General features: G+C 73.3%; 18 protein-coding genes and 1 pseudogene. 14 read left to right on the forward strand and 5 right to left on the reverse strand.

Annotation, left to right across the window (positions count from 1 at the left end; all coding sequences use genetic code 11):
• Positions 1–20: 20 nt before the first annotated feature.
• Positions 21–704: a potassium channel family protein gene (locus ACH4SL_RS04550; RefSeq protein ID WP_398441930.1), complete on the reverse strand. Its 684-nt coding sequence runs from the start codon at positions 702–704 to the stop codon at positions 21–23.
• Positions 701–1,369 carry a potassium channel family protein gene (locus ACH4SL_RS04555; protein ID WP_398441931.1) on the reverse strand — a complete coding sequence of 223 codons (669 nt, stop codon included), beginning with the start codon at positions 1,367–1,369 and terminating at the stop codon, positions 701–703. Before ACH4SL_RS04555 ends, ACH4SL_RS04550 begins: the two co-directional genes overlap by 4 nt.
• A 237-nt stretch (positions 1,370–1,606) precedes the next feature.
• On the opposite strand from ACH4SL_RS04555, the gene ACH4SL_RS04560 reads away from it, so the two are divergent.
• The 4 genes from ACH4SL_RS04560 to ACH4SL_RS04575 all read left to right on the forward strand — a co-directional run bounded on the left by ACH4SL_RS04560 (position 1,607) and on the right by ACH4SL_RS04575 (position 5,763).
• Positions 1,607–3,658, forward strand: coding sequence for an APC family permease (locus ACH4SL_RS04560; RefSeq protein ID WP_398441932.1), 2,052 nt, complete (start codon positions 1,607–1,609; stop codon positions 3,656–3,658).
• A 150-nt stretch (positions 3,659–3,808) separates the two neighbouring features.
• Positions 3,809–5,128, forward strand: coding sequence for a class I SAM-dependent RNA methyltransferase (locus ACH4SL_RS04565; RefSeq protein WP_398441933.1), 1,320 nt, complete (start codon positions 3,809–3,811; stop codon positions 5,126–5,128).
• A gap of 51 nt (positions 5,129–5,179) precedes the next feature.
• A complete protein-coding gene (locus tag ACH4SL_RS04570; protein ID WP_398441934.1) occupies positions 5,180–5,374 on the forward strand; it encodes a ribbon-helix-helix protein, CopG family in 195 nt (64 codons plus the stop codon).
• Positions 5,371–5,763, forward strand: a complete 393-nt coding sequence (locus tag ACH4SL_RS04575; protein WP_398441935.1) for a type II toxin-antitoxin system death-on-curing family toxin — start codon at positions 5,371–5,373, stop codon at positions 5,761–5,763. The genes ACH4SL_RS04570 and ACH4SL_RS04575 overlap by 4 nt, the downstream gene beginning before the upstream one ends.
• Before the next feature lie 68 nt (positions 5,764–5,831).
• On the opposite strand, the gene ACH4SL_RS04580 is transcribed toward ACH4SL_RS04575, so the two are convergent.
• Positions 5,832–6,377: a DUF1697 domain-containing protein gene (locus ACH4SL_RS04580; RefSeq protein ID WP_398441936.1), complete on the reverse strand. Its 546-nt coding sequence runs from the start codon at positions 6,375–6,377 to the stop codon at positions 5,832–5,834.
• A 220-nt stretch (positions 6,378–6,597) separates the two neighbouring features.
• Here ACH4SL_RS04580 and ACH4SL_RS04585 point away from each other — a divergent pair.
• The 9 genes and pseudogenes from ACH4SL_RS04585 to argF all read left to right on the forward strand — a co-directional run.
• Positions 6,598–7,797: pseudogene (locus ACH4SL_RS04585) on the forward strand (AAA family ATPase); the annotation flags it as partial.
• Between the two features lie 323 nt (positions 7,798–8,120).
• On the forward strand, positions 8,121–8,540 hold the full coding sequence (locus ACH4SL_RS04590) for a nucleotide pyrophosphohydrolase (protein ID WP_398441937.1): 420 nt from the start codon (positions 8,121–8,123) through the stop codon (positions 8,538–8,540).
• A 160-nt stretch (positions 8,541–8,700) separates the two neighbouring features.
• Positions 8,701–9,162 carry a DUF6099 family protein gene (locus ACH4SL_RS04595; RefSeq protein ID WP_398441938.1) on the forward strand — a complete coding sequence of 154 codons (462 nt, stop codon included), beginning with the start codon at positions 8,701–8,703 and terminating at the stop codon, positions 9,160–9,162.
• 33 nt (positions 9,163–9,195) lie between these two features.
• A complete protein-coding gene (locus ACH4SL_RS04600; RefSeq protein WP_398441939.1) occupies positions 9,196–10,116 on the forward strand; it encodes an LLM class F420-dependent oxidoreductase in 921 nt (306 codons plus the stop codon).
• Between the two features lie 81 nt (positions 10,117–10,197).
• On the forward strand, positions 10,198–11,115 hold the full coding sequence (gene mmuM / locus ACH4SL_RS04605; RefSeq protein WP_398441940.1) for a homocysteine S-methyltransferase: 918 nt from the start codon (positions 10,198–10,200) through the stop codon (positions 11,113–11,115).
• A gap of 104 nt (positions 11,116–11,219) precedes the next feature.
• Positions 11,220–12,740, forward strand: a complete 1,521-nt coding sequence (locus tag ACH4SL_RS04610; protein WP_398441941.1) for a 3' terminal RNA ribose 2'-O-methyltransferase Hen1 — start codon at positions 11,220–11,222, stop codon at positions 12,738–12,740.
• Entirely contained in the window at positions 12,737–15,328 is a 2,592-nt protein-coding gene (locus tag ACH4SL_RS04615) for a polynucleotide kinase-phosphatase (RefSeq protein ID WP_398441943.1), read from the forward strand. Before ACH4SL_RS04610 ends, ACH4SL_RS04615 begins: the two co-directional genes overlap by 4 nt.
• A 93-nt stretch (positions 15,329–15,421) precedes the next feature.
• Positions 15,422–16,645 (forward strand): arginine deiminase, encoded by a 1,224-nt coding sequence (locus ACH4SL_RS04620; protein ID WP_398441944.1) that lies wholly within the window; start codon positions 15,422–15,424, stop codon positions 16,643–16,645.
• 161 nt (positions 16,646–16,806) lie between these two features.
• Positions 16,807–17,817, forward strand: a complete 1,011-nt coding sequence (gene argF, locus ACH4SL_RS04625; protein WP_398441945.1) for an ornithine carbamoyltransferase — start codon at positions 16,807–16,809, stop codon at positions 17,815–17,817.
• A gap of 72 nt (positions 17,818–17,889) precedes the next feature.
• Here the strand turns inward: argF and ACH4SL_RS04630 are convergent, their stop codons facing one another.
• Both ACH4SL_RS04630 and ACH4SL_RS04635 read right to left on the reverse strand, forming a co-directional pair.
• On the reverse strand, positions 17,890–18,762 hold the full coding sequence (locus ACH4SL_RS04630) for a geranyl diphosphate 2-C-methyltransferase (protein ID WP_398441946.1): 873 nt from the start codon (positions 18,760–18,762) through the stop codon (positions 17,890–17,892).
• A 98-nt stretch (positions 18,763–18,860) separates the two neighbouring features.
• Positions 18,861–19,916 carry a family 2 encapsulin nanocompartment cargo protein terpene cyclase gene (locus ACH4SL_RS04635; protein ID WP_398441947.1) on the reverse strand — a complete coding sequence of 352 codons (1,056 nt, stop codon included), beginning with the start codon at positions 19,914–19,916 and terminating at the stop codon, positions 18,861–18,863.
• A gap of 361 nt (positions 19,917–20,277) precedes the next feature.
• Here ACH4SL_RS04635 and ACH4SL_RS04640 point away from each other — a divergent pair, with 361 nt between their 5' ends.
• Positions 20,278–20,694 carry a cold-shock protein gene (locus ACH4SL_RS04640; RefSeq protein WP_398441948.1) on the forward strand — a complete coding sequence of 139 codons (417 nt, stop codon included), beginning with the start codon at positions 20,278–20,280 and terminating at the stop codon, positions 20,692–20,694.
• The last annotated feature ends 248 nt before the right edge of the window (positions 20,695–20,942 follow it).

Consider the following 20,942-nt stretch of genomic DNA (forward strand, 5'->3'; position numbering starts at 1 on the left):
CACGAGGCCTGCGCGGCCGGTCAGCCGCCGCTGGCGCTGCCGCGGCCCTGGACCGACAGCAGGTCCTCCAACTGCTCCTCGCGGTGCGGGGCGGCCACGAAGAGCAGCTCGTCGCCCGCCTCCAGCGCGTCGTCCTTGGAGGGGGTCAGCACCCGGTTGCCGCGGATGATGGTGACCAGCGAGGTGTCCTGCGGCCACTCCACGTCGCCGACCCGGGTGCCGACGAGCGCGGCCTCCTCGGGCAGCGTCAGCTCCACCAGGTTGGCGTCGCCCTGGCTGAAGCGCAGCAGCCGGACCAGGTCGCCGACGCTCACCGCCTCCTCGACCAGCGCGGACATCAGCCGCGGGGTGGACACCGCGACGTCCACGCCCCAGGACTCGTTGAAGAGCCACTCGTTCTTCGGGTTGTTCACCCGGGCGACGACCCGCGGCACGCCGTACTCCGTCTTGGCGAGCAGCGACACGACCAGGTTGACCTTGTCGTCACCGGTCGCGGCGATCACCACGTTGCAGCGCTGCAGCGCCGCCTCGTCGAGCGAGGTGATCTCGCACGCGTCGGCCAGCAGCCACTCGGCCTGCGGGACCCGCTCCACCGAGATCGACGTCGGGTTCTTGTCGACGAGCAGCACCTCGTGCCCGTTCTCCAGCAGCTCGGCCGCGATGGACCGGCCGACCGCGCCGGCGCCGGCAATGGCCACCCTCATGAGTGGTCCTCCTCGGGTCCCTTGGCGAAGGCCGCCTCGACGGCCGCGACCTCGTCGGTGCGCAGCATCACATGCACCAGGTCGCCCTCCTGCAGCACGGTCTGCGCGCTGGGGAGCATCGCCTCGCCGAGCCGGGTGACGAACGCCACCCGGGCGCCGGTCTCCTCCTGCAGCCGGCTGACCTTGTGGCCGATCCAGGCCGGCGAGGTGTGCACCTCCGCGAGCTGCACCCCGCCGCTGGGGTCGCGCCACAGCGGCTCCGCGCCGGAGGGCAGCAGCCGGCGCAGCATCTGGTCGGCCGTCCACCGCACGGTGGCCACCGTCGGGATCCCGAGCCGCTGGTAGACCTCGGCCCGCCGGGGGTCGTAGATCCGCGCCACGACGTTCTCGATCCCGAACATCTCGCGCGCCACCCGGGCCGCGATGATGTTGGAATTGTCACCGCTGCTGACCGCCGCGAAGGCTCCCGCCTCCTCGATTCCGGCCTCGCGCAGCGTGTCCTGGTCGAACCCCACCCCGGTCACCCGCCGCCCGCCGAACCCGGACCCGAGACGGCGGAAGGCCGTGGGGTCCTGATCGATCACCGCGACCGTGTGACCTTGCTGTTCGAGGGAGTGCGCGAGGGTGGACCCCACCCGCCCGCACCCCATAATCACGACGTGCACGACCGTCCTTCCGGCTGCCAACGTTTTCGCCCGAGACCGGCCCGCGACCGATCTGGTCGTCAGGGCCCTCGTCCAGCGTCTCAGACCGCGGCCAAAGCTACACACGCGCCCGGCACGGCAGAAGGTTGCGTCCACCGCAGGGCGCCGGGCGCCGCGCCCGCCGGGCACACAGGATCGCCACAGCCCGAGTCCGACCGGGGGGACCCGCACGTATTGACGATCCCTTAACATCGCGGGGTGTCCAAACTGACCGACCTGCCGAAGCGGATCCTCATCGGCCGGGCGCTGCGCAGCGACAGACTCGGCGAGACGCTGCTGCCCAAGCGGCTGGCGCTCCCGGTCTTCGCGTCCGACTCGCTGTCGTCGGTGGCGTACGCACCGGGCGAGGTGCTGCTCGTCCTGTCGATCGCCGGCGGGGCGGCGTACCACTACAGCCCGTGGATCGTCGTCGCGGTCGCGGTGGTGATGTTCACCGTCGTCGCGTCCTACCGGCAGAACGTGCACGCCTACCCCTCGGGCGGCGGCGACTACGAGGTCGCCACCACCAACCTGGGGCCCCGGGCGGGCCTGACCGTCGCCAGCGCGCTGATGGTGGACTACGTCCTCACCGTCGCGGTGTCGATCGCCTCGGGCATCGAGAACCTCGGCTCCGCCGTGCCGTTCTTCGTCACGCACAAGGTGCTGGGCGCGGTCGCCATGATCATCGTGCTGATGCTGATGAACCTGCGCGGGGTGCGCGAGTCCGGCACGATCTTCGCGATCCCGACCTACGCCTTCGTCTTCGGCGTCTTCTGCATGATCGCCTGGGGCATCCTGCGGATCGCCACCGGGCACGACATGCACGCGCCCACGGCGCATCTCACCATCCACGCCGAATCCTCCGGCATCGGCGGCTTCGCCCTGGTCTTCCTGCTGCTGCGCGCCTTCTCCTCCGGCTGCGCCGCGCTCACCGGCGTCGAGGCCATCAGCAACGGTGTCCCGGCCTTCCGCAAGCCCAAGTCGAAGAACGCCGCGACCACCCTCGCGCTCATCGGCCTGCTCGCGGTCACCATGCTCCTGGGCATCATCGCGCTCGCGGTGAACACCAAGGTCAGGATGGCCGAGAACCCCGCCTCCGACCTGCTCGACCATGGCAGGCCGGTCGGCTCCGGCTTCACCCAGGACCCGGTCATCGCCCAGGTCGCCGAGGCGGTCTTCGGCCACAACTCCGTGGCGTTCGTCTTCCTGGCCACCGCCACCGCCCTGGTGCTCTTCCTGGCCGCCAACACCGCGTACAACGGCTTCCCGGTGCTCGGCTCGATCCTCGCCCAGGACCGCTACCTGCCCCGCCAGCTGCACACCCGCGGCGACCGGCTGGCCTTCTCCAACGGCATCGTGCTGCTCGCCGCCTTCGCCTGCATCCTGGTCGTCGTCTACGGCTCCGACTCCACCCGGCTCATCCAGCTCTACATCGTCGGCGTCTTCGTCTCCTTCACCCTCAGCCAGACCGGCATGGTCCGGCACTGGAATAGGCTGCTGCGCACCGAGACCGACCAGGCCAAGCGCCGCCACATGGTCCGCTCCCGGGCCATCAACACCTTCGGCGCCTTCCTCACCGGCCTGGTGCTCGTCATCGTGCTGCTGACGAAATTCACCCACGGCGCCTGGGTCGCGGTCCTCGGCATGTGCGTCTTCTACGCCACCATGACCGCGATCCGCCGCCACTACACCCGGGTCTCCGACGAGATCGCCGCCGACGACGAGCCGGGCGACGACTACGTGCGCCCGTCGCGCGTGCACTCCATCGTGCTGGTCTCCAAGGTCCACAAGCCCACCCTGCGCGCGCTGTCGTACGCCAAGCTGGTCCGCTCCGACACGCTGGAGGCGCTCAGCGTCAACGTCGACCCCGACGACACCAAGGCCCTCCAGGCCGAATGGCAGCGGCGCGGCATCGACGTACCCCTCAAGGTCCTCGACTCGCCCTACCGCGAGATCACCCGGCCGATCATCGACTACGTCAAGGGCCTGCGCCGCAACAGCCCGCGCGACGTGGTGGCCATCTACATCCCCGAATACGTCGTCGGCCACTGGTACGAGCACCTGCTGCACAACCAGAGCGCGCTGCGCCTCAAGGGCCGGCTGCTCTTCACCTCGGGCGTGATGGTCACCTCGGTGCCGTACCAGCTGGAGTCCTCCGAGGTGGCCCGGGTCCGGGCCCGCCGGCGCGCCGACTGGAACGCCCCGGGCTCGATCCGCCGCGGCCCCGTCGGCCCCCAGTCGCAGCAGCCCGAGCGGCCGCGCGAGCACTGAGGCCCGGCCGGGGCGGCGGCGGGTGTCCTCCGGGGCCCGTAGAGTGGACCGTCGCACCTTCCGGCATGCCGTCCGCACGCCTGTGACCGCACGGCACAGCACCCGCACGGCACGGCACCGCACCCACGCACCCGCAGGAGCACCACCGCCATGCAGACCGAGCCCGCCCCGTCACTGGTCGGCCAGGAGTACGAGGTAGAGATCGGGCCGGTCGCACACGGCGGTCACTGCCTCGCCCGCAACGAGGCAGGACAGGTGCTCTTCGTGCGGCACGCGCTGCCCGGCGAGCGGGTCGTCGTCCGCGTCACCGAGGGCGAGGAGGGCGCCCGCTACCTGCGGGCCGACGCCGTACGCGTCCTGACCGCGTCCAAGGACCGGGTCGAGGCCCCCTGCCCCTTCGCCGGGCCCGGCCGCTGCGGCGGCTGCGACTGGCAGCACGCCGCTCCCGGCGCGCAGCGCCGCCTGAAGGCCGCCGTCCTGACCGAGCAGCTCGCCCGCCTCGCCGGCCTCACTCCCGAGCAGGCCGGGTGGGACGGCACGGTGGAGCCCGCGCCCGGCGACAAGGTCGCCAAGGGTGAGGTGCCCGCGTGGCGCACCCGTGTGCAGTACGCGGTGGACGCCGAGGGGCGCGCGGGCCTGCGCCGGCACCGCTCGCACGACGTCGAGGTCGTCGACCACTGCATGATCGCCGCGCCCGAGGTCTCCGAGCTCGGCGTCGAGGCCAGGACCTGGCCGCAGATGGCCGCCGTCGAGGCGATCGCGGCGACCGGCTCAAGCGACCGCCAGGTCGTGCTGACCCCCCGCCCCGGCGGGCGGCTGCCCATCGTCGAGCTCGACCGCCCCGTCTCCGTACTGCGCATCGGCGAGCGCGACCACGCCGTCCACCGCGTGCACGGCCGCGACTTCGTCCGCGAGCGCGCGGCGGGCCGCACCTGGCGGGTCGGCGACGGCGGCTTCTGGCAGGTCCACCTCCGGGCGGCCGACCTCCTCGTCGAGGCCGTCATGCAGGGCCTGATGCCGCGCAAGGGCGACATGGCCCTCGACCTGTACTGCGGCGTCGGCCTGTTCGCCGGCGCGCTGGCCGAGCGGGTCGGCGAGAGCGGCGCGGTGCTCGGCATCGAGTCCGGCAGGCGTGCGGTCCAGGACGCCCGCCACAACCTCCAGGACCTCCCGCGGGTCCGCATCGAGCAGGGCAAGGTCGACCACGTCCTGCCCCGCACCGGCATCACCGAGGTCGACCTCGTCGTCCTCGACCCCCCGCGCACCGGCGCCCGCCGCCCCACCGTCGACCACCTCGCCACCCTCACCCCCCGCCGCATCGCCTACGTCGCCTGCGACCCCGCCGCCCTGGCCCGCGACCTCGCCTACTTCGCGGCATCCGGCTACCACCCGGTCCGCCTGCGCGCCTTCGACCTCTTCCCGATGACCCACCACATGGAGTGCGTGGCGATCCTGGAACCGGCGAAGTAGCGCGGCCGTCGACGCCTCGCCGCCGTGATACCAGTCCGGTATCATCGGTGTATGGCGATGACACTCCGGCTCCCCGACGACCTCGACGCGCAGCTCACCGAGCGTGCGCGCCGGGAGGGCCGCAGCAAGCAGGAGCTTGCCGTCGAGGCCATCCGTGACGCCCAGAACCGGGCCGAGCTGAAGGTCGACGACGTCCTGGCCGAGCTCCTGGACAGCGATGCGGAGATCCTGGACTACCTGAAGTGACCGCGGTGCGGTATGTCCAGATCGACGAGATCCTGGCCGTCGTCCGCGCGGTCAACCGCACCGAGCACAGCGTGCGGGACATGGGGCTCCTGGTGTCGGCGATCGAGCGGCCCCGGACCCATGTGTTCGGGGTCGAGCTGTATCCCACGCTGCACGAGAAGGCCGCGGCGCTGCTGCACTCGGTCGCCCGCAACCATGCGCTGGTCGACGGCAACAAGCGCACCGCCTGGCTCGCGATGCGCGTCTTCCTGCGGTTCAACGGCGCCGGTGGCGACACCGCCCCGCCGCCCGTCTCTGTGGCGGGCCCCTTCGTCGAGGAAGTGGCGCAGGACGCCCTCGACGTCCCCGCCATCGCCAAGTGCCTGTCGGCGTGGTTCCCCCTCTCCTGACGCCCGGCGGCCGGGCGTCCGCCGGGCGGAGGCGTCACACGGTCGCGTACTACGCGGGCGGCGGGCGCTCAGCCGCCGCTGAGTTCCAGCAGCTTGGTGACCGTGTTCCAGTTGCGGGACGTGGCCGCTGTGCCGAGGCCGCGGTCGGTGAGGCGCGCGGCGAGTTTGGAGTCGCGGATCGAGTCGGGGAAATGGGCGTAGATCTCCCGTTCGCCCGCGCGCAGTTCGTCCGGGGCGAAGGCCGGGAGGTCCAGCGCGGCGAGGCGGTCCTGCGGGACGGGGCCGGCGAGGAAGACGACCAGGAAGCGCGATCCGTTCACGCCGGTCATGTCGAAGGGGTTCGCCGCGACGACCCGCGCGAGATCCGCGGCCGTACGCACCATGCAGGTGATGTCCAGGCCCAGCTCGTCGGCGAGCGCCTGCCGCAGCGCGTCCTCCAGGAGGCGCGGGTCGCGCTCCTCGTGCGCGAAGACCGCGTTGCCGCTCTGCAAATGCGTCCGGACGTCCGTACCGCCGAGGGCGGCCAGCAGCTCGCGCAGCGTCTGCATCGGGACCTTCGCCTTGCCTCCGACGTTGATCCCGCGCAGCAGCGCCACATATCTGGTGGTGGTCACGTCCGACACGGTAGCCCTGGGGTACGACAACGGGCGCGGGCGGCGGGACCGGCGAGAGGCGTGGGGGCGTGCGGGGGCGTACCGGGACGGGCGTACGGGAGCGGTGCCGGGGCGCAAGAGGGCGCGTTTTTCGCGGAAACACGCGTAACGTCCCTCGTTCGGGTGATGTGGGGGACGGTGGAACGGTTCCGCACGCCGGACGCTGACTACCTTCGCCGCCATGAGCACCAGTGCCCCCCGGCGCGCGGGCCACCTCCGCCCCGCCGTCACCGAACTGCGGCTGTCCGCCTTCAAGTCGCACCGCGGGGCGACCTTCCGGCTCGGCCCCCTCACCCTGCTCACCGGCGGCAGCGGCACGGGCAAGTCCAGCGCCCTCGAAGGACTCGCCGCGCTCGGCAAGCTGGCCTCCGGCGCGGAATTGGCCGAGGTCTTCGACGCCGGCGTGCGCGGCGGCGCGGGCGCGTGCGTGCCGCAGGGCCTGCCGGCGGACCCCGAAGGGCGGCGCGGCTTCCGCCTCGGATGCACCGTCAACGGGCCGGTGGGCGCGGTCCGGCTGGACGTCGCGGTGCAGGCCGAGCCCACGCTGCGGATCGTCGGCGAGCGGCTGATCGGTGCGGGCCGGACGCTGCTGACCACCGCGCTGCGCGATCCCTCCCGGCCCACGGTGCAGGCCGCCTGGCACACCGCGGGCGACGTTCCGGTGACGCGCGCCCCGCTGCCCGACAACGTCCTGGCCACCGCGCTGCTGCCGCTGCGCGTCTCGGGCCGTACGGACGGGCAGCGGCAGGTGCTCGCGGCCGCGGAGCAGCTGGTGGTGGCGCTGCGCGGCGTCTTCCCCGTCGCGCCGCGGCCCGAGCTGATGCGTGCGCCGGTCGTGCCGGGCGACGGGCGGCTGCGCGCCGCGTGCGACAACCTGTCCGCCGTCCTGGCCAGGACCGAGGGCGAGTGCGTCACCCGGCACGCCGCGCTCGTCAACGCCGTGCGCGAGGTGTGCGCCCCGCCCGTGAAGGGGCTGACCGTACTGCCCGCCTTCCTGCCGTCGCCGCGCGACGGGCTCGCGCCGCTGGACGCCGTGATCGCCGCCGTCGACCGCGGTCCGCTCGGCGTGGTGCCGGTCGACCGGCTCGGCGACGGCGAACTCCGCTTCGTGGCGCTCGCGCTGGTGCTGCTCACCGGCCCGGGAGTGCTGGACGTCGACACGAGCACGGAGCTGCTGCCCGCCGGCCAGGTGCTGACCGTGCTGGCCGACGGCTTCGACGTCGGGCTGGACGGCAGGCAGGTGCGCGAACTGCTCCGGCTCGCACGGGTGGCCGCCAACCGCGGGCACATCCGGCTGATCGGCACGCTGCAGGACGCCGCGTGCGCGGAGGGCTCGGCCGGGGTGACCCTGGCGCGGCTGGGCGTGAAGCGGCGGGTGCCGGCCCAGGACACGGGGGAGGGCGGCTCCGCGGGGGCGGGCGGTGATCCGGGCGCGGGCGGCGATCCGGGCTCGGGCGGCTCGGCGACGGGGGCAGCGGGCGGTTGGGGCGCGGGCGGCGTCCCGGAGGCGGACGGCGGTGCGGAGCAGGGCGGATTCGCGCTGGGCGACGACCCGGATCCGGAGGGCGAACCGGGGCCGGACGGGGATTTCGGCCTGGACGACCTCCCCGGACCGGGCGCGGGCGCCCCGGCGGGCGAGGAGCCGGCGGGCGGCGCGGGTGCCCGGGGCGAGGCCGGCGGGGGCGATGGGGTAGACCAGGCGGGGTGACCGGACAACCACTGGACGTCGCGGGCTTGCAGCGCCGCCTCGTCGACTTCGCTGCGGCCCGCGACTGGCAGCCCTTCCACACCCCCAAGAACCTCGCGTCGGCGCTGAGCGTCGAGGCGGCCGAACTGCTGGAGATCTTCCAGTGGCTGACGCCCGAGCAGGCGGCCGCGGTGATGGCGGACCCGGAATCCGCCCACCGCGTGCGGGACGAGGTCGCCGACGTACTGGCGTATCTGCTGCAGTTCTGCGCGGTGCTGGACGTCGACGTGCTGGCCGCGCTCGACGCGAAGATCGACCGCAACGAGCAGCGCTTCCCGCGGACGCCGCGGGGCCCGGGGGCAGCTACTGCCGCGGGCGGGACGGGGGCGGGAGCGGGTGCGGAGCGGCCGGCGGACGGGGCGCCGGAGCCCGGCTGAACCGCGCCGATTGCTCTCCTTCCTGTTGAGGAGGCCGCCTCGCGAAGTTATCCACAGGCGGGGGAGCAGGCCCTTTCGCCGACTGTTCACGATCTGTCACGCTGAGTCATGACGGCAGGTGGTGAACGGGTCACCACCCCGTGGACCCAGGGGGTAGGCGATGGATGCGGCACGGCTGGTGGCGGAGTCGGAGCGGGTGATGCGCGGCGCGCCGCGGCCCGAGGACGTCATCGAGGAGGCCTGGCAGGCGGGCGAGCTGGTCGAGGCGGTGTCGCGGCTGCTGTCCGCGGGGCACGCGTCGGCCGGTCCCGCGGGGGAGGAGACGCGGCCGGGGCGGGTGGTGCCGCCGGTCGCGGTCGCGGGGGCAGGGCCGCCGCGCGCCGCCCGGCTGACGGCGGTGCGCGATCCGTCGGGGACGCTGCGGGCACTGCGGATGCTGCTGGGCGAGATCAACCAGGCGCTGGTGGTGCTGACATGCGCGGTGGAGGACGAGGGGGCGTACTGGAGCTGCGTCGAGGCGCTGGACGCGGTGGACGAGGCGAGGGAGCGGGTACGGGCGCTGGTCCGCGAGGGCGCGGACGGCGGCGGGGCGCGCGGCGGGGAGTCGTCATGTGGCGTTTGACGTGGTGGCGCGCGAGGAGTGCAGGATGGGGGAATGGACCTGCGAATCTTCACCGAGCCCCAGCAGGGGGCCGACTACGACACGCTGCTGCGTGTCGCCAAGGCGACGGAAGACCTCGGCTTCGACGCCTTCTTCCGCTCGGACCACTACATGACGATGGGCGGCGACGGGCTGCCCGGGCCGACGGACGCGTGGATCACGCTCGCGGGCCTGGCCCGGGAGACCAGCCGGATCAGGCTCGGCACGCTGATGACCGCGGGCACCTTCCGACTGCCGGGGGTGCTGGCGATCCAGGTGGCACAGGTCGACGCGATGTCGGGCGGCCGGATCGAGTTCGGCCTCGGCGCCGGCTGGTTCGAGGCCGAGCACACGGCGTACGGCATCCCCTTCCCGAAGGAGAAGTTCGGCCGCCTGGAGGAGCAGCTGGCGGTGATCACCGGGCTGTGGGCGACCCCGGTGGGCAAGACCTTCGACTTCGAAGGGAAGTTCTACCGGCTCGCGGAGTCCCCGGCGCTGCCGAAGCCCGCGCAGGAGAAGGTGCCGGTGCTGATCGGCGGGATGGGCGCCAAGCGCACCCCCGAGCTGGCGGCGCGCTACGCCGACGAGTTCAACGTGCCCTTCGCCTCGATCGCCGACACCGGCACGCAGTTCACCCGGGTACGGGAGGCGGTGCGGGCGGCGGGCCGCCCCGCGGAGAGCATGACGTACTCCAACGCGCTGGTGGTGTGCGTGGGGAAGGACGACGCGGAGGTGGCCCGGCGGGCGGCGGCGATCGGCCGCGAGGTCGCCGAACTGAAGGAGAACGGGCTGGCAGGTACCCCGGCCGAGGTCGTCGAGAAGATCGGGCGCTACGCGGAGCAGGGAGCCACGCGCTTCTACCTCCAGACCCTGGATCTGCACGACCTGGAGCACCTGGAGCTGATCGCCTCCCAGGTCAAGCCGCAGCTGGGCTGAGACCACGCGATGACCCCGCCGCCCGCCCCGCCGTCCGCGCAGCCGCCGGACCCTCCACCGGATCCTCCGGAGCTTCGGCCGGTGCTTCCGCCGGCTCCCGGCGGGGAGCGCCGGTGGCCGGCGGCGGGCGGCACGCTGGTGCTCGACGGCGGGCTGTCCAACCAACTGGCCGACCAGGGCTGCGACCTGGCGGACCCGCTGTGGACGGCCCGGCTGCTGGCCGACGACCCCGGGCAGATCCGCGCCGCCCACACCGCCTACGTCCGGGCCGGCGCGGACGTGCTCATCACCTCGGGCTACCAGGCCGGTTACGAGGGCTTCGCCCGCCGCGGCATCGGCCGGGCGGAGGCGTCGGCGCTGCTGCGGCGCAGCGTCACGCTGGCCCGGGAAGCGGCGGCGGAGCGCCCGGGGATCGCGGTGGCCGCCTCGGTCGGGCCCTACGGCGCGGTGCTGGCCGACGGCAGCGAATACCGCGGGCGGTACGGCAGGACGGTGCGGGAGCTGACCGGCTTCCACCGGCCGCGCATCGAGGCGGTGGCGCAGGCGGCGCCCGACGTGCTGGCGCTGGAGACGGTGCCGGACATCGACGAGGCCGAGGCGATGCTGTGCGCGGCGGCGCCGACGGGGCTGCCGGTGTGGCTGTCCTACACCGTCGAGGGCGGCAGGACGCGGGCCGGCCAGCCGCTCGCCGAGGCCTTCGCGCTGGCGGCGGGGCGGGACGAGGTGGTGGCGGTGGGCGTCAACTGCTGCGCGCCGCAGGACGTCCTGGCCGCCGTCGAGCTGGCGGTCGCGGTCACCGGCAAGCCCGCCGTGGCCTATCCCAACAGCGGCGAGCGGTGGGACGCCGCCGCGCGGAGCTGGGTGGGCCCGCCCACCTTCACCGCCGAGGCGGCCCTCGCCTGGCAGGCGGCCGGCGCCCGGCTGATCGGCGGCTGCTGCCGCGTCGGCCCGGCGACGATCCAGGCCCTGCGCGGCCGGCTGGACCGCGGGGCGCGGTGATCCCGGGCCGCGGTGATCCCGGGGTGCGGTGATCCAGGACCGTGCGCGGCGCCGGATGGGAAAACGCCTCGTCAAGGGGGCGGCGGCAGGCGGATACTCGGCGGGTGTTCCTGACGATCTCGACGAGCGGAACGCCTGCGGGCCCGGCGACGGACCTCGGCTTCCTGCTCCACAAGCACCCCGGCAAGGCGCAGACCTTCGCCACCTCCTACGGCGACGCGCACGTCTTCTACCCCGAGGCGGACGCCGAGCGCTGTACCGCGGCGCTGCTGCTGGAGGTCGATCCGCCGGCGCTCGCCCGGCGCGGGCGGAGCAAGGGCCGCAAGGGCACCGCGCCCGACGCGGCGCTGGCGCAGTACGTGAACGACCGCCCGTACGCGGCGTCGTCGCTGCTGGCGGTGGCGCTGCGGACGGTGTTCGCGAGCGCGCTGCGGGGCGAGTGCCGGGAGCTGCCCGAGCGGGCGGCGGCGCCGCTGCCGCTGCGGATCGAGGTGCCCGCGCTGCCCGCGCGCGGCGGGGCCGCACTGGTGGCCCGGCTGTTCGAGCCGCTGGGCTGGCAGGTGGCGGCCGAACAGGTGCCGCTGGACGCCGCCTTCCCCGAGTGGGGCGGGTCGCGCTACGTGCGGCTGGTGCTGGAGGGCGAGCTGCGGCTCGCCGACGCCCTGCGGCATCTGTACGTCCTGCTGCCGGTGCTGGACGACGCCAAGCACTACTGGGTGTCGGCCGACGAGGTCGACAAGCTGCTCCGGTTCGGCGAGGGCTGGCTGGCCGCGCACCCCGAGCAGCGGCTGATCAGCCACCGGTACCTGTCCCGCCGCCGGTCGCTGACCCGGGAGGCCGACGAGCGGCTGGAGCTGGTGCGGCTCGCGGACGCCGACGACGTGGAGGTCGAGGAGATCGACAACGCCGTCGCGGCCGAGGAGCCGGAGGAGGCCGAAGAGGGGAAGGAGGGGAAGGAGCGCCCTGAGCCGCTCGCGGTGCAGCGCCGGGAGGCGATCCTCGCCGCGCTGCGCACGGCGGGTGCCGCCCGCGTGCTGGACCTGGGCTGCGGCCAGGGCCAGCTGGTGGCCGCGCTGCTGAAGGACCCGCGCTTCACCGAGATCGTCGGCATGGACGTGTCGGTGCGGGCCCTGGAGATCGCGTCCCGCCGGCTGCGGCTGGACCGCATGGGCGAGCGGCAGTCGTCCCGGGTCACCCTGCTCCAGGGATCGCTCGCGTACACCGACAAGCGGCTCAAGGGCTATGACGCGGCGGTGCTCAGCGAGGTGGTCGAGCATCTGGACCCGCCGAGGCTGCCCGCGCTCGAATACGCCGTTTTCGGCGCCGCCCGGCCCGGGACGGTGGTCGTGACGACGCCCAACGTCGAGTACAACGTGCGCTGGGAGACACTGCCCGCGGGCCACCGCAGGCACCACGACCACCGCTTCGAGTGGACCAGGCGGGAGTTCCGCGACTGGGCGCGGGCGGTGGCCGGACGGCACGGCTACACCGTGGACTTCCACGCCGTCGGCCCCGACGACCCCGAGGTCGGCCCGCCGACCCAGCTCGCCCTGTTCACCACGCACGGACCGCACGGCCCGCACGCACCGCACGACGAGAAGAAGAAGGAGGAGGAGGCGGCATGACCGGCACCGACGACACCCGCGGCAGCACCGCCCCCGCCGCGTCCGCCGAGGGACGCAGCCTCGCGGTCACCGACCTGTCCCTGGTGGTGCTGATCGGCGCCACCGGCTCCGGCAAGTCCACCTTCGCCGCACGGCACTTCAAGCCCACCGAGGTCATCTCCTCCGACCACTGCCGCGGCCTGGTCAGCGACGACGAGAACGACCAGAGCGCGACGGCCGACGCCTTCGACGTCCTGCACTACATCGCCGGCAAGCGGCTCGCCGCGGGCCGCCGCGCGGTCGTGGACGCCACCAGCGTCCAGCCGGAGGCCCGCCGGCAGCTGGTGAAGCTGGCGCGGGAGCACGACGTACTGCCCATCGCGATCGTCCTCGACGTCCCCGAGCGGGTGTGCGCGGACCGCAACGCCGCGCGCCCCGAGCGCGCCGCCCTGCCGCGGCACGTCATCCAGCGCCACCAGCGCGAGCTGCGCCGCTCGCTGCGCGGCCTGGAGCGGGAGGGCTTCCGCAAGGTCCACATCCTGCGCGGCACCGAGGAGATCGACGCCGCCCGGGTGGTGACCGAGCCGCGCTACAACGACCTGCGGCATCTCACCGGGCCGTTCGACATCATCGGCGACATCCACGGCTGCAGCGCGGAGCTGGAGGCGCTGCTGGCCAAGCTCGGCTACGACGACGGCCGGCACCCCGGGGGCCGCACCGCGGTCTTCGTCGGCGACCTCGTCGACCGGGGCCCGGACAGCCCCGGCGTGCTGCGCCGCGTCATGGGCATGGTCGAGGCCGGCACCGCCCTGTGCGTGCCCGGCAACCACGAGAACAAGCTCGGCCGCCACCTCAAGGGCCGCCAGGTCCAGCTCACCCACGGCCTGGCCGAGACGGTGGAGCAGTTCGCCGCCGAGGACGAGCGCGACCCCGACTTCCGGCGCCGCGTCGGCACCTTCATCGAGGGACTGGTCAGCCACTACGTCCTGGACGGCGGCCGGCTGGTGGTCTGCCACGCCGGGCTGCCGGAGAAATACCACGGCCGCACCTCCGGCCGGGTGCGCTCGCACGCCCTCTACGGCGACGCCACCGGCGAGACCGACGAGTTCGGCCTGCCCGTCCGCTACCCGTGGGCGGAGGACTACCGCGGCCGGGCGGCGGTCGTCTACGGCCACACGCCCGTGCCCGCCGCCTCCTGGATCAACAACACCCTCTGCCTCGACACCGGCGCCGTCTTCGGCGGCCGGCTGACCGCGCTGCGCTGGCCGGAGCGCGAGCTGGTGGACGTCCCCGCCGAGCGCGTCTGGTACGAACCGGTCCGGCCGCTGCTCAGCGAGGCGCCCGGCGGGCGCGAGGGCCGCCCGCTCGACCTCGGCGACGTCGCCGGCCGCCGGATCGTGGAGACGTCCCGCATGGGCCGGCTCGCGGTGCGCGAGGAGAACGCCGCGGCGGCGCTTGAGGTGATGAGCCGCTTCGCGGTCGACCCGCGGCTGCTGTGCCACCTGCCGCCGACCATGGCGCCCTGCGCGACCTCCGCCGAGGAGGGCTTCCTCGAACACCCCGCGGAGGCCTTCGCCTACTACCGCGACGCCGGGGTGCGCGAGGTCGTGTGCGAGGAGAAGCACATGGGCTCGCGCGCGATCGCCCTGGTGTGCCGCGACGAGGCGGCCGCCGCCGAGCGCTTCGGCACGGCCGCGGGGGTGACGGGCACGCTGCACACCCGCACCGGGCGGCCCTTCTTCGACGACCCGGCGGTCACCGAGCAGGTGCTCGGCCGGCTGCGGGCCGCCGCCGACACGGCCGGCCTGTGGGCGGAGCTGGACACCGACTGGCTGCTGCTGGACGGCGAGCTGCTGCCCTGGTCCCTCAAGGCCTCCGGCCTGCTGCGCACCCAGTACGCGGCGGTCGGGGCCGCCGCGGGCGCCGCCTTCCCCCCGGCGCTCGCCGCACTGGAGTCGGCGGCCGGCCGCGGCGCCGACGTCGGCGCGCTGCTGGCCCGGCAGCGCGGGAGGGCCGCGGACGCGCAGGCGTTCACGGACGCCTACCGCCGCTACTGCTGGACCACCGACGGCCTGGCGGGCGTGGAGTTCGCGCCCTTCCAGATCCTCGCCGTCCGCGGCCGCAGCCTCGCGGCCGAGCTGCCGCAGGACCGGCAGCTCGCCCTGCTCGACCGGCTGGCCGCCGGTGACAGCTCCGGGCTGCTGCGCACCACCCGGCGGCTGCTGGTCGACACCGCCGACGAGGCGTCCGTCGCCGCGGGCACCACATGGTGGCTCGACCTCACGGCGGCGGGCGGCGAGGGCATGGTCGTCAAGCCGCTCGCGACCGGGCTGCGCGAGCCCGGCGGGGGCCTCGTCCAGCCGGGCCTGAAGTGCCGCGGCCGGGAGTACCTGCGGATCATCTACGGCCCCGAGTACACCCGCCCCGACCACCTCGTCCGCCTCCGGCACCGCTCCCTGGGCCACAAGCGGTCGCTCGCCCTGCGCGAGTACGCCCTCGGCCTCGAAGCCCTGGACCGCCTCGCGGGCGGTGAGCCGCTGTGGCGCGTCCACGAGCCCGTCTTCGCCGTCCTGGCCCTGGAGTCCGAAGCGGTCGACCCCCGGCTGTGACCGGCGGACCCGCACCCCGCCGCGGGGTGCGGGTCCGCCGGGCGGGGGCCGGGCAGGTGATAAAGCCCATCCCCGGTGGGAAGGTCTGATCCCATGGGATTCCACGTCGACTCCGAAGCCGGGCGGCTGCGCCGCGTCATCCTGCACCGCCCGGACCTGGAGCTGAAGCGCCTGACCCCCAGCAACAAGGACGCGCTGCTCTTCGACGACGTGCTGTGGGTGCGCCGTGCCCGGGCGGAGCACGACGGCTTCGCCGACGTGCTGCGCGACCGCGGCGTCGAGGTGCACCTGTTCGGCGACCTGCTGACCGAGGCCCTGGAGCGCCCCGCGGCCAAGGCGCTCGTCCTGGACCGGGTCTTCGACGAGAAGGAGTACGGCCCGCTCGCCACCGAGCACCTGCGGGCCGCCTTCGACGAGCTGAGCACCCCGGAGCTGACCGAGGCGCTGGTCGGCGGGATGACCAAGCGCGAATTCCTGGCCCGCCACGGGGAGCCGGTCTCGGTCCGCTTCCACGCCCTGGAGTTGGACGACTTCCTGCTCGCCCCGCTGCCCAACCACATCTTCACCCGCGACACCTCGGCCTGGGTCTACGACGGGGTCAGCATCAACGCGATGCGCTGGCCCGCCCGGCAGCGCGAGACCGTGCACTTCGAGGCGATCTACCGGCACCACCCGCTCTTCGCGGGCGGCCGCTTCCACGTCTGGTCCGAGGGGCAGAGCGCCTACCCCTCGACGATCGAGGGCGGCGACGTCCTGGTGCTGGGCTCGGGCGCGGTCCTCATCGGGATGAGCGAGCGCACCACCCCGCAGGCGGTCGAGATGCTGGCCCGCAGGATGTTCGCGGCCGGCTCGGCCCGCTGCATCGTGGCGCTCGACATGCCCAAGCGGCGCGCGTTCATGCACCTCGACACGGTGATGACCATGGTCGACGGCGACACCTTCACGCAGTACGCCGGCCTGGGGATGCTGCCGTCCTACACCATCGAGCCCGGCGGCGAGGAGGGCGAGCTGAAGGTCACCGACCACCCGCCGGAGCACATGCACCGCGCGATCGCGGCCGCGCTCGGCCTGGACTCGGTCAAGGTGCTGACCGCGACGCAGGACGTGCACGCCGCCGAGCGCGAGCAGTGGGACGACGGCTGCAACGTGCTGGCGGTGGAGCCCGGCGTGGTGGTGGCCTACGAGCGCAACGCGACGACCAACACCTTCCTGCGCAAGCGCGGCATCGAGGTCATCGAGATCCCGGGCAGCGAGCTGGGCCGCGGCCGCGGCGGCCCGCGCTGCATGAGCTGCCCGATCGAGCGGGATCCCGTGTGAGGAGGACCCGCCGCGAGCCGTGTGAGCGGCGCCCCGGCCGGGCATCGCAGGGGTAGGGGCACAGCAGCCCGGGACCGCCCGAAAGAGGCACTGTATAAGCATGCCAGGTCTCGTATAGACTTCCATGGTTGCCGTGTACCACCAACCGAGGAGTCCCCGTCATGGCCGTCGACCTCAAGGGCCGCCCCTTCGTCAAGGAGCTGGACTGCACGCCCGAGGAGTTCCTGGGCCTGGTGGAGCTGGCCGCCGAGCTCAAGGCGGCGAAGAAGGCCGGTACCGAAGAGCCCCGGCTGCGCGGCCGCAGCATCGCGCTGATCTTCGAGAAGACCTCGACCCGTACGCGCTGCTCCTTCGAGGTCGCCGCCGCCGACCAGGGCGCCGCCACCACCTACCTGGACCCCGCGGGCTCGCAGATAGGGCACAAGGAGTCGGTCAAGGACACCGCCCGGGTGCTCGGCCGGATGTTCGACGCCATCCAGTACCGCGGCGCCAGCCAGGCCGCGGTCGAGGAGCTGGCCGCGCACGCCGGGGTCCCGGTCTACAACGGCCTCACCGACGACTGGCACCCGACCCAGATGCTGGCCGACGTGCTCACCATGGCCGAGCACACCGGCGGGGTCGCGGGCCTGGCCGACCGCGGCGTCTCCTTCGCCTACCTCGGCGACGCCCGGTTCAACATGGGCAACTCCTACCTGGTCACCGGCGCCCTGCTCGGCCTCGACGTGCGGATCGTCGCCCCCCGCGCGTACTGGCCGGCCGACGACGTCGTCGCCCAGGCGCACAAGCTCGCGGAGTCCTCCGGCGCCGCGATCACCCTCACCGAGGACATCGCGGAGGGCGTGCGGGGCTGCGACTTCGTCGTCACCGACGTGTGGGTGTCGATGGGCGAGCCCAAGGAGGTCTGGGCGGAGCGGATCACCGCGCTCGCGCCCTACGCGGTCACGATGGACGTGCTGCGCGCCACCGGCAAGCCGGACGTGAAGTTCCTGCACTGCCTGCCCGCCTTCCACGACCTCGGCACCGAGGTCGGCCGGCTGATCCACGACCAGTACGGGCTGAGCGAGCTGGAGGTCACCGACGAGGTCTTCGAGTCGGCGCACTCGGTCGTCTTCGATCAGGCGGAGAACCGCATGCACACCATCAAGGCCATCATGGTCGCCACCCTCGCCTGACACGGCGGACGGCGACGCCCTCGCGGCCGGGCCCGGTCCGGGGCCCGGCCGCGAGGGCGTCGGCAGGCGGCGTCAGACCCGGTCGGCCACGATCAGCAGATACTGGAAGCTGCCGTTGCGGTAGGCGTCGAGGAAGGCGTCCTCGACGCCCGTGACCAGATGGTCCGCGGTCTTGCGCAGCTCCCAGTACGGGATCGTGGCCGGCGTCAGATCCTCCACGTGCACGGGCACGAGGCGGTGCCGGGCCATCGCGCGGAAATACTCCGACCGCGGGTGGATGTCGCAGATGTAGTGCGCGTTGATCAGCGACACCTCGCGCGAGGCGCGGCCGTAGGTGTCGTTGTAGCAGCCCGTGATCACCACGTAGCGGCCGCCGCGGCGCAGCAGCCGCGAGTGCTCGGCGAAGAGCAGGTCGAGCTCGACGTACATGGTCGACTCGTTGTTCCACGAGGCCGCGTAGCCACCGGTCTCGAAGCCGGTGTCCAGCATGTTGCGGTGGTGGTAGCGCACCTTGCCGTCGATGCCGCGGGCGCGCGCCTGCTCGTTGGCGAAGTCGGCCTGCTTGGTGGAGAGCGTCACGCCGTCGGCGTGGCAGCCGTAGCGCTGGTTCGCCACCACGCTGCCGCCGCCGCGCCCGCAGCCGGCGTCGAAGACCCGGTCGGCGGGGGAGAGCGCTCCGAGGTGCGACGCGAGGAGTTCCGCCTGCGCGTGCTCCAGGCGGTGCAGCTCGGCTGTCACCTGCTGCTGCCGCCGCGCCGGATCCGGCTCCTCCACGACGGACCAGTCGACGTCACCGACCCCGTAGTGGTGGTGGTAGAGGTCGTCGATCTTGCCGAGTTCGAGGTTGACCGGATTCTCCTCGGCGTTCCAGTAGTCCGCGACGCGGGACTGGTACGTCGACTGGGCGGGCAGCGAGACGGTGGCGCCGGACTGGGGGATGGCCAACGGTGGCTCCTAGCGGTGCTGGTACCGGTGTACTGATATGGATGCGGGCGCGGTGAGTCGCCCGTGGTGAACGCGCCCGCCGTCGCGGCAGGGCCCGCTCACCAGTACTGGGGCAGGTGGTAGCGGTGGCTGTTGGTCGCGTGCCACTCGTGGTTGCCGGCCACCCAGTCGGACAGGCCCTGGGCGTAGCGGCCGACGAGCGGCGAGGTCAGCGACAGCGCCGCGGCCTCCTCCTCGAAGGCGTCCATCACCTGGTTGTGGATCTCGATGCTGCGGAAATAGGCGTGCTTGAGCCCGCGGCCCTCGTTGCGGGCCACCACCTGCGGCAGGTTGAGGTGGTCGGGATCGCTCTCCAGCTCCTTGGCGAAGGAGTAGAGGTCGTTGACGATCGTCGTCGCGTTGCAGGCCAGAGCCGTGATCCGCTGGATCTCCGGGCGGGCGTAGAGGGCCTCGGGCAGCTCGTAGCCGTCGACCGCGTCCACGATCGACAGGCACGGGCGGAAGTTGTTGAACTGCCGCATCACCACGTACTCCCACACCTGGGGGGCGTGGCGCGTCTCGGCCCAGGCGGCCTCGGCGAGATAGCCCAGGTGCAGCCGGGCGATGTCGTGCACGAAGCGGTCGGTCTGGCTCGGGGTGGCGAAGCGCCCGAGGTCCTTCATCGCCCAGTGGTACGAGCGCAGCGGGCCGTCCGCCTGCACCCCGCGCTGCCAGTCCCGCTCCAGCTCCGGTGTGCCGTGGAAGGGGTCGATCGCGGACTGCGCCAGCAGCAGCGGGCCGCCCAGGCCGTGCCGGGAGGCGCCGCGGCCCTCGTCCTCCTCGCAGTAGCAGCTGTCGACCAGGTTCTCCGCGAGCAGCAGCTCGCCGGCGACCGTCAGGCGGTCCAGGTCGAGGGCGTTCGGGTGCTGGAGCACCACGGCCCGGCCGAACTGGAAGCCCGCGAAGTCGCCGTTCCAGGCCGGCGGGAAGAGGTCCAGCTCGCGCGCCCACGCCTCCAGCCGCTCGTCGACGGCCGCGGCCTTCTGCGGGTCCGCGGGGGGTACGGGGCGGTGCCTGATACCGGGGATCACCCCGCGGCGGCGCATGCCGGCGGGCCGGAGAACCGGCGGCCCGGGCAGCGGGCGCCGGGGCCCGGCGTTCGCGGGGGCGCTCATCGCGTCACTCCACTCGGTCACTCGGCCGCGGGGCCGATCCGGATCTTCCCGCGGACGCCCGCCGGCCGTACCGCGCCTGCGCTGCCGGCCCGGTGGCCATCCGCGGGACCAAGTCAAGCAGCGGGTGGTGCCGCCGGGTATGGCGTGAAAGGGGGAGCTACGCGCAACTGGTGGTGTAAACATGCGAGTTGAGGCAGAGTGCTCCGGCGTACGCCTCCGCACGCCGGGGGTGCGCGGGAACCTTCGCACCGCCTCCCGCGCCGCGCGCGCCCGGTTGTCCACTGGGCGGCTGACGCTGCGATCGCGTGCTCGATACGATGGTGGCGGGTTCGCGTCGGGTTCGTGTCGGGTGGGGGTCGCTGTGGTTGCCGGTCGAGTGCTGCGTTTCGACAGTGCCCGGGGTTACGGGTTCATCGCTCCGGCGTTCGGCGGTGAGGACGTCTTCCTGCACGTGAACGACCTGCTGATCCCGGAGTCGTACCTCCGCTCCGGACTGCAGGTCGAGTTCGACATCGAGGAGGGCGACCGCGGTCTGAAGGCCTCCTCCGTACGCCTGGCCGACGGTGTCGAGCGGCCGGCCGAGGGCCTCGCGCCCGGGATCTCCGGCCCGGTCGTCGACGGCGAGCCGATGTGCGACGTGCTCTCCCGGGAGGATTTCACCCGGGAGTTCACCGAGGCCCTGCTCGCGGCGGCCCCCTCGCTCACCGGCGAGCAGATACTCCAGATCCGGCGCCGCGCGGTGGATTTCGCCCGCGGCCACGGCTGGGTCGAGGACTGAGCCCTACGCAGATCGGCGGCGCGGCCGTCACCGTCGACCGTGACACACGGGTCGCCCCGGTCGCCGTCGTGGGCTGAAGGAAAAACCGGGTCATCACCATCCACAGGAATTCACAGCAGAATTCTGCAGACCCTCGGTTCACTTCCTTCACTCATTCCCCCCGTCGGTCATTGAATGCGTAATTACTACGGGAAAGCGCGCGCAAGCCTGTGTGCTGCGTATTTCCGGAGTATTGCGGCGGCGCCAGA

Origin of the sequence: Streptomyces sp. NPDC021020, from assembly GCF_044333285.1 — a bacterium.
Lineage (GTDB): Bacteria > Actinomycetota > Actinomycetes > Streptomycetales > Streptomycetaceae > Actinacidiphila.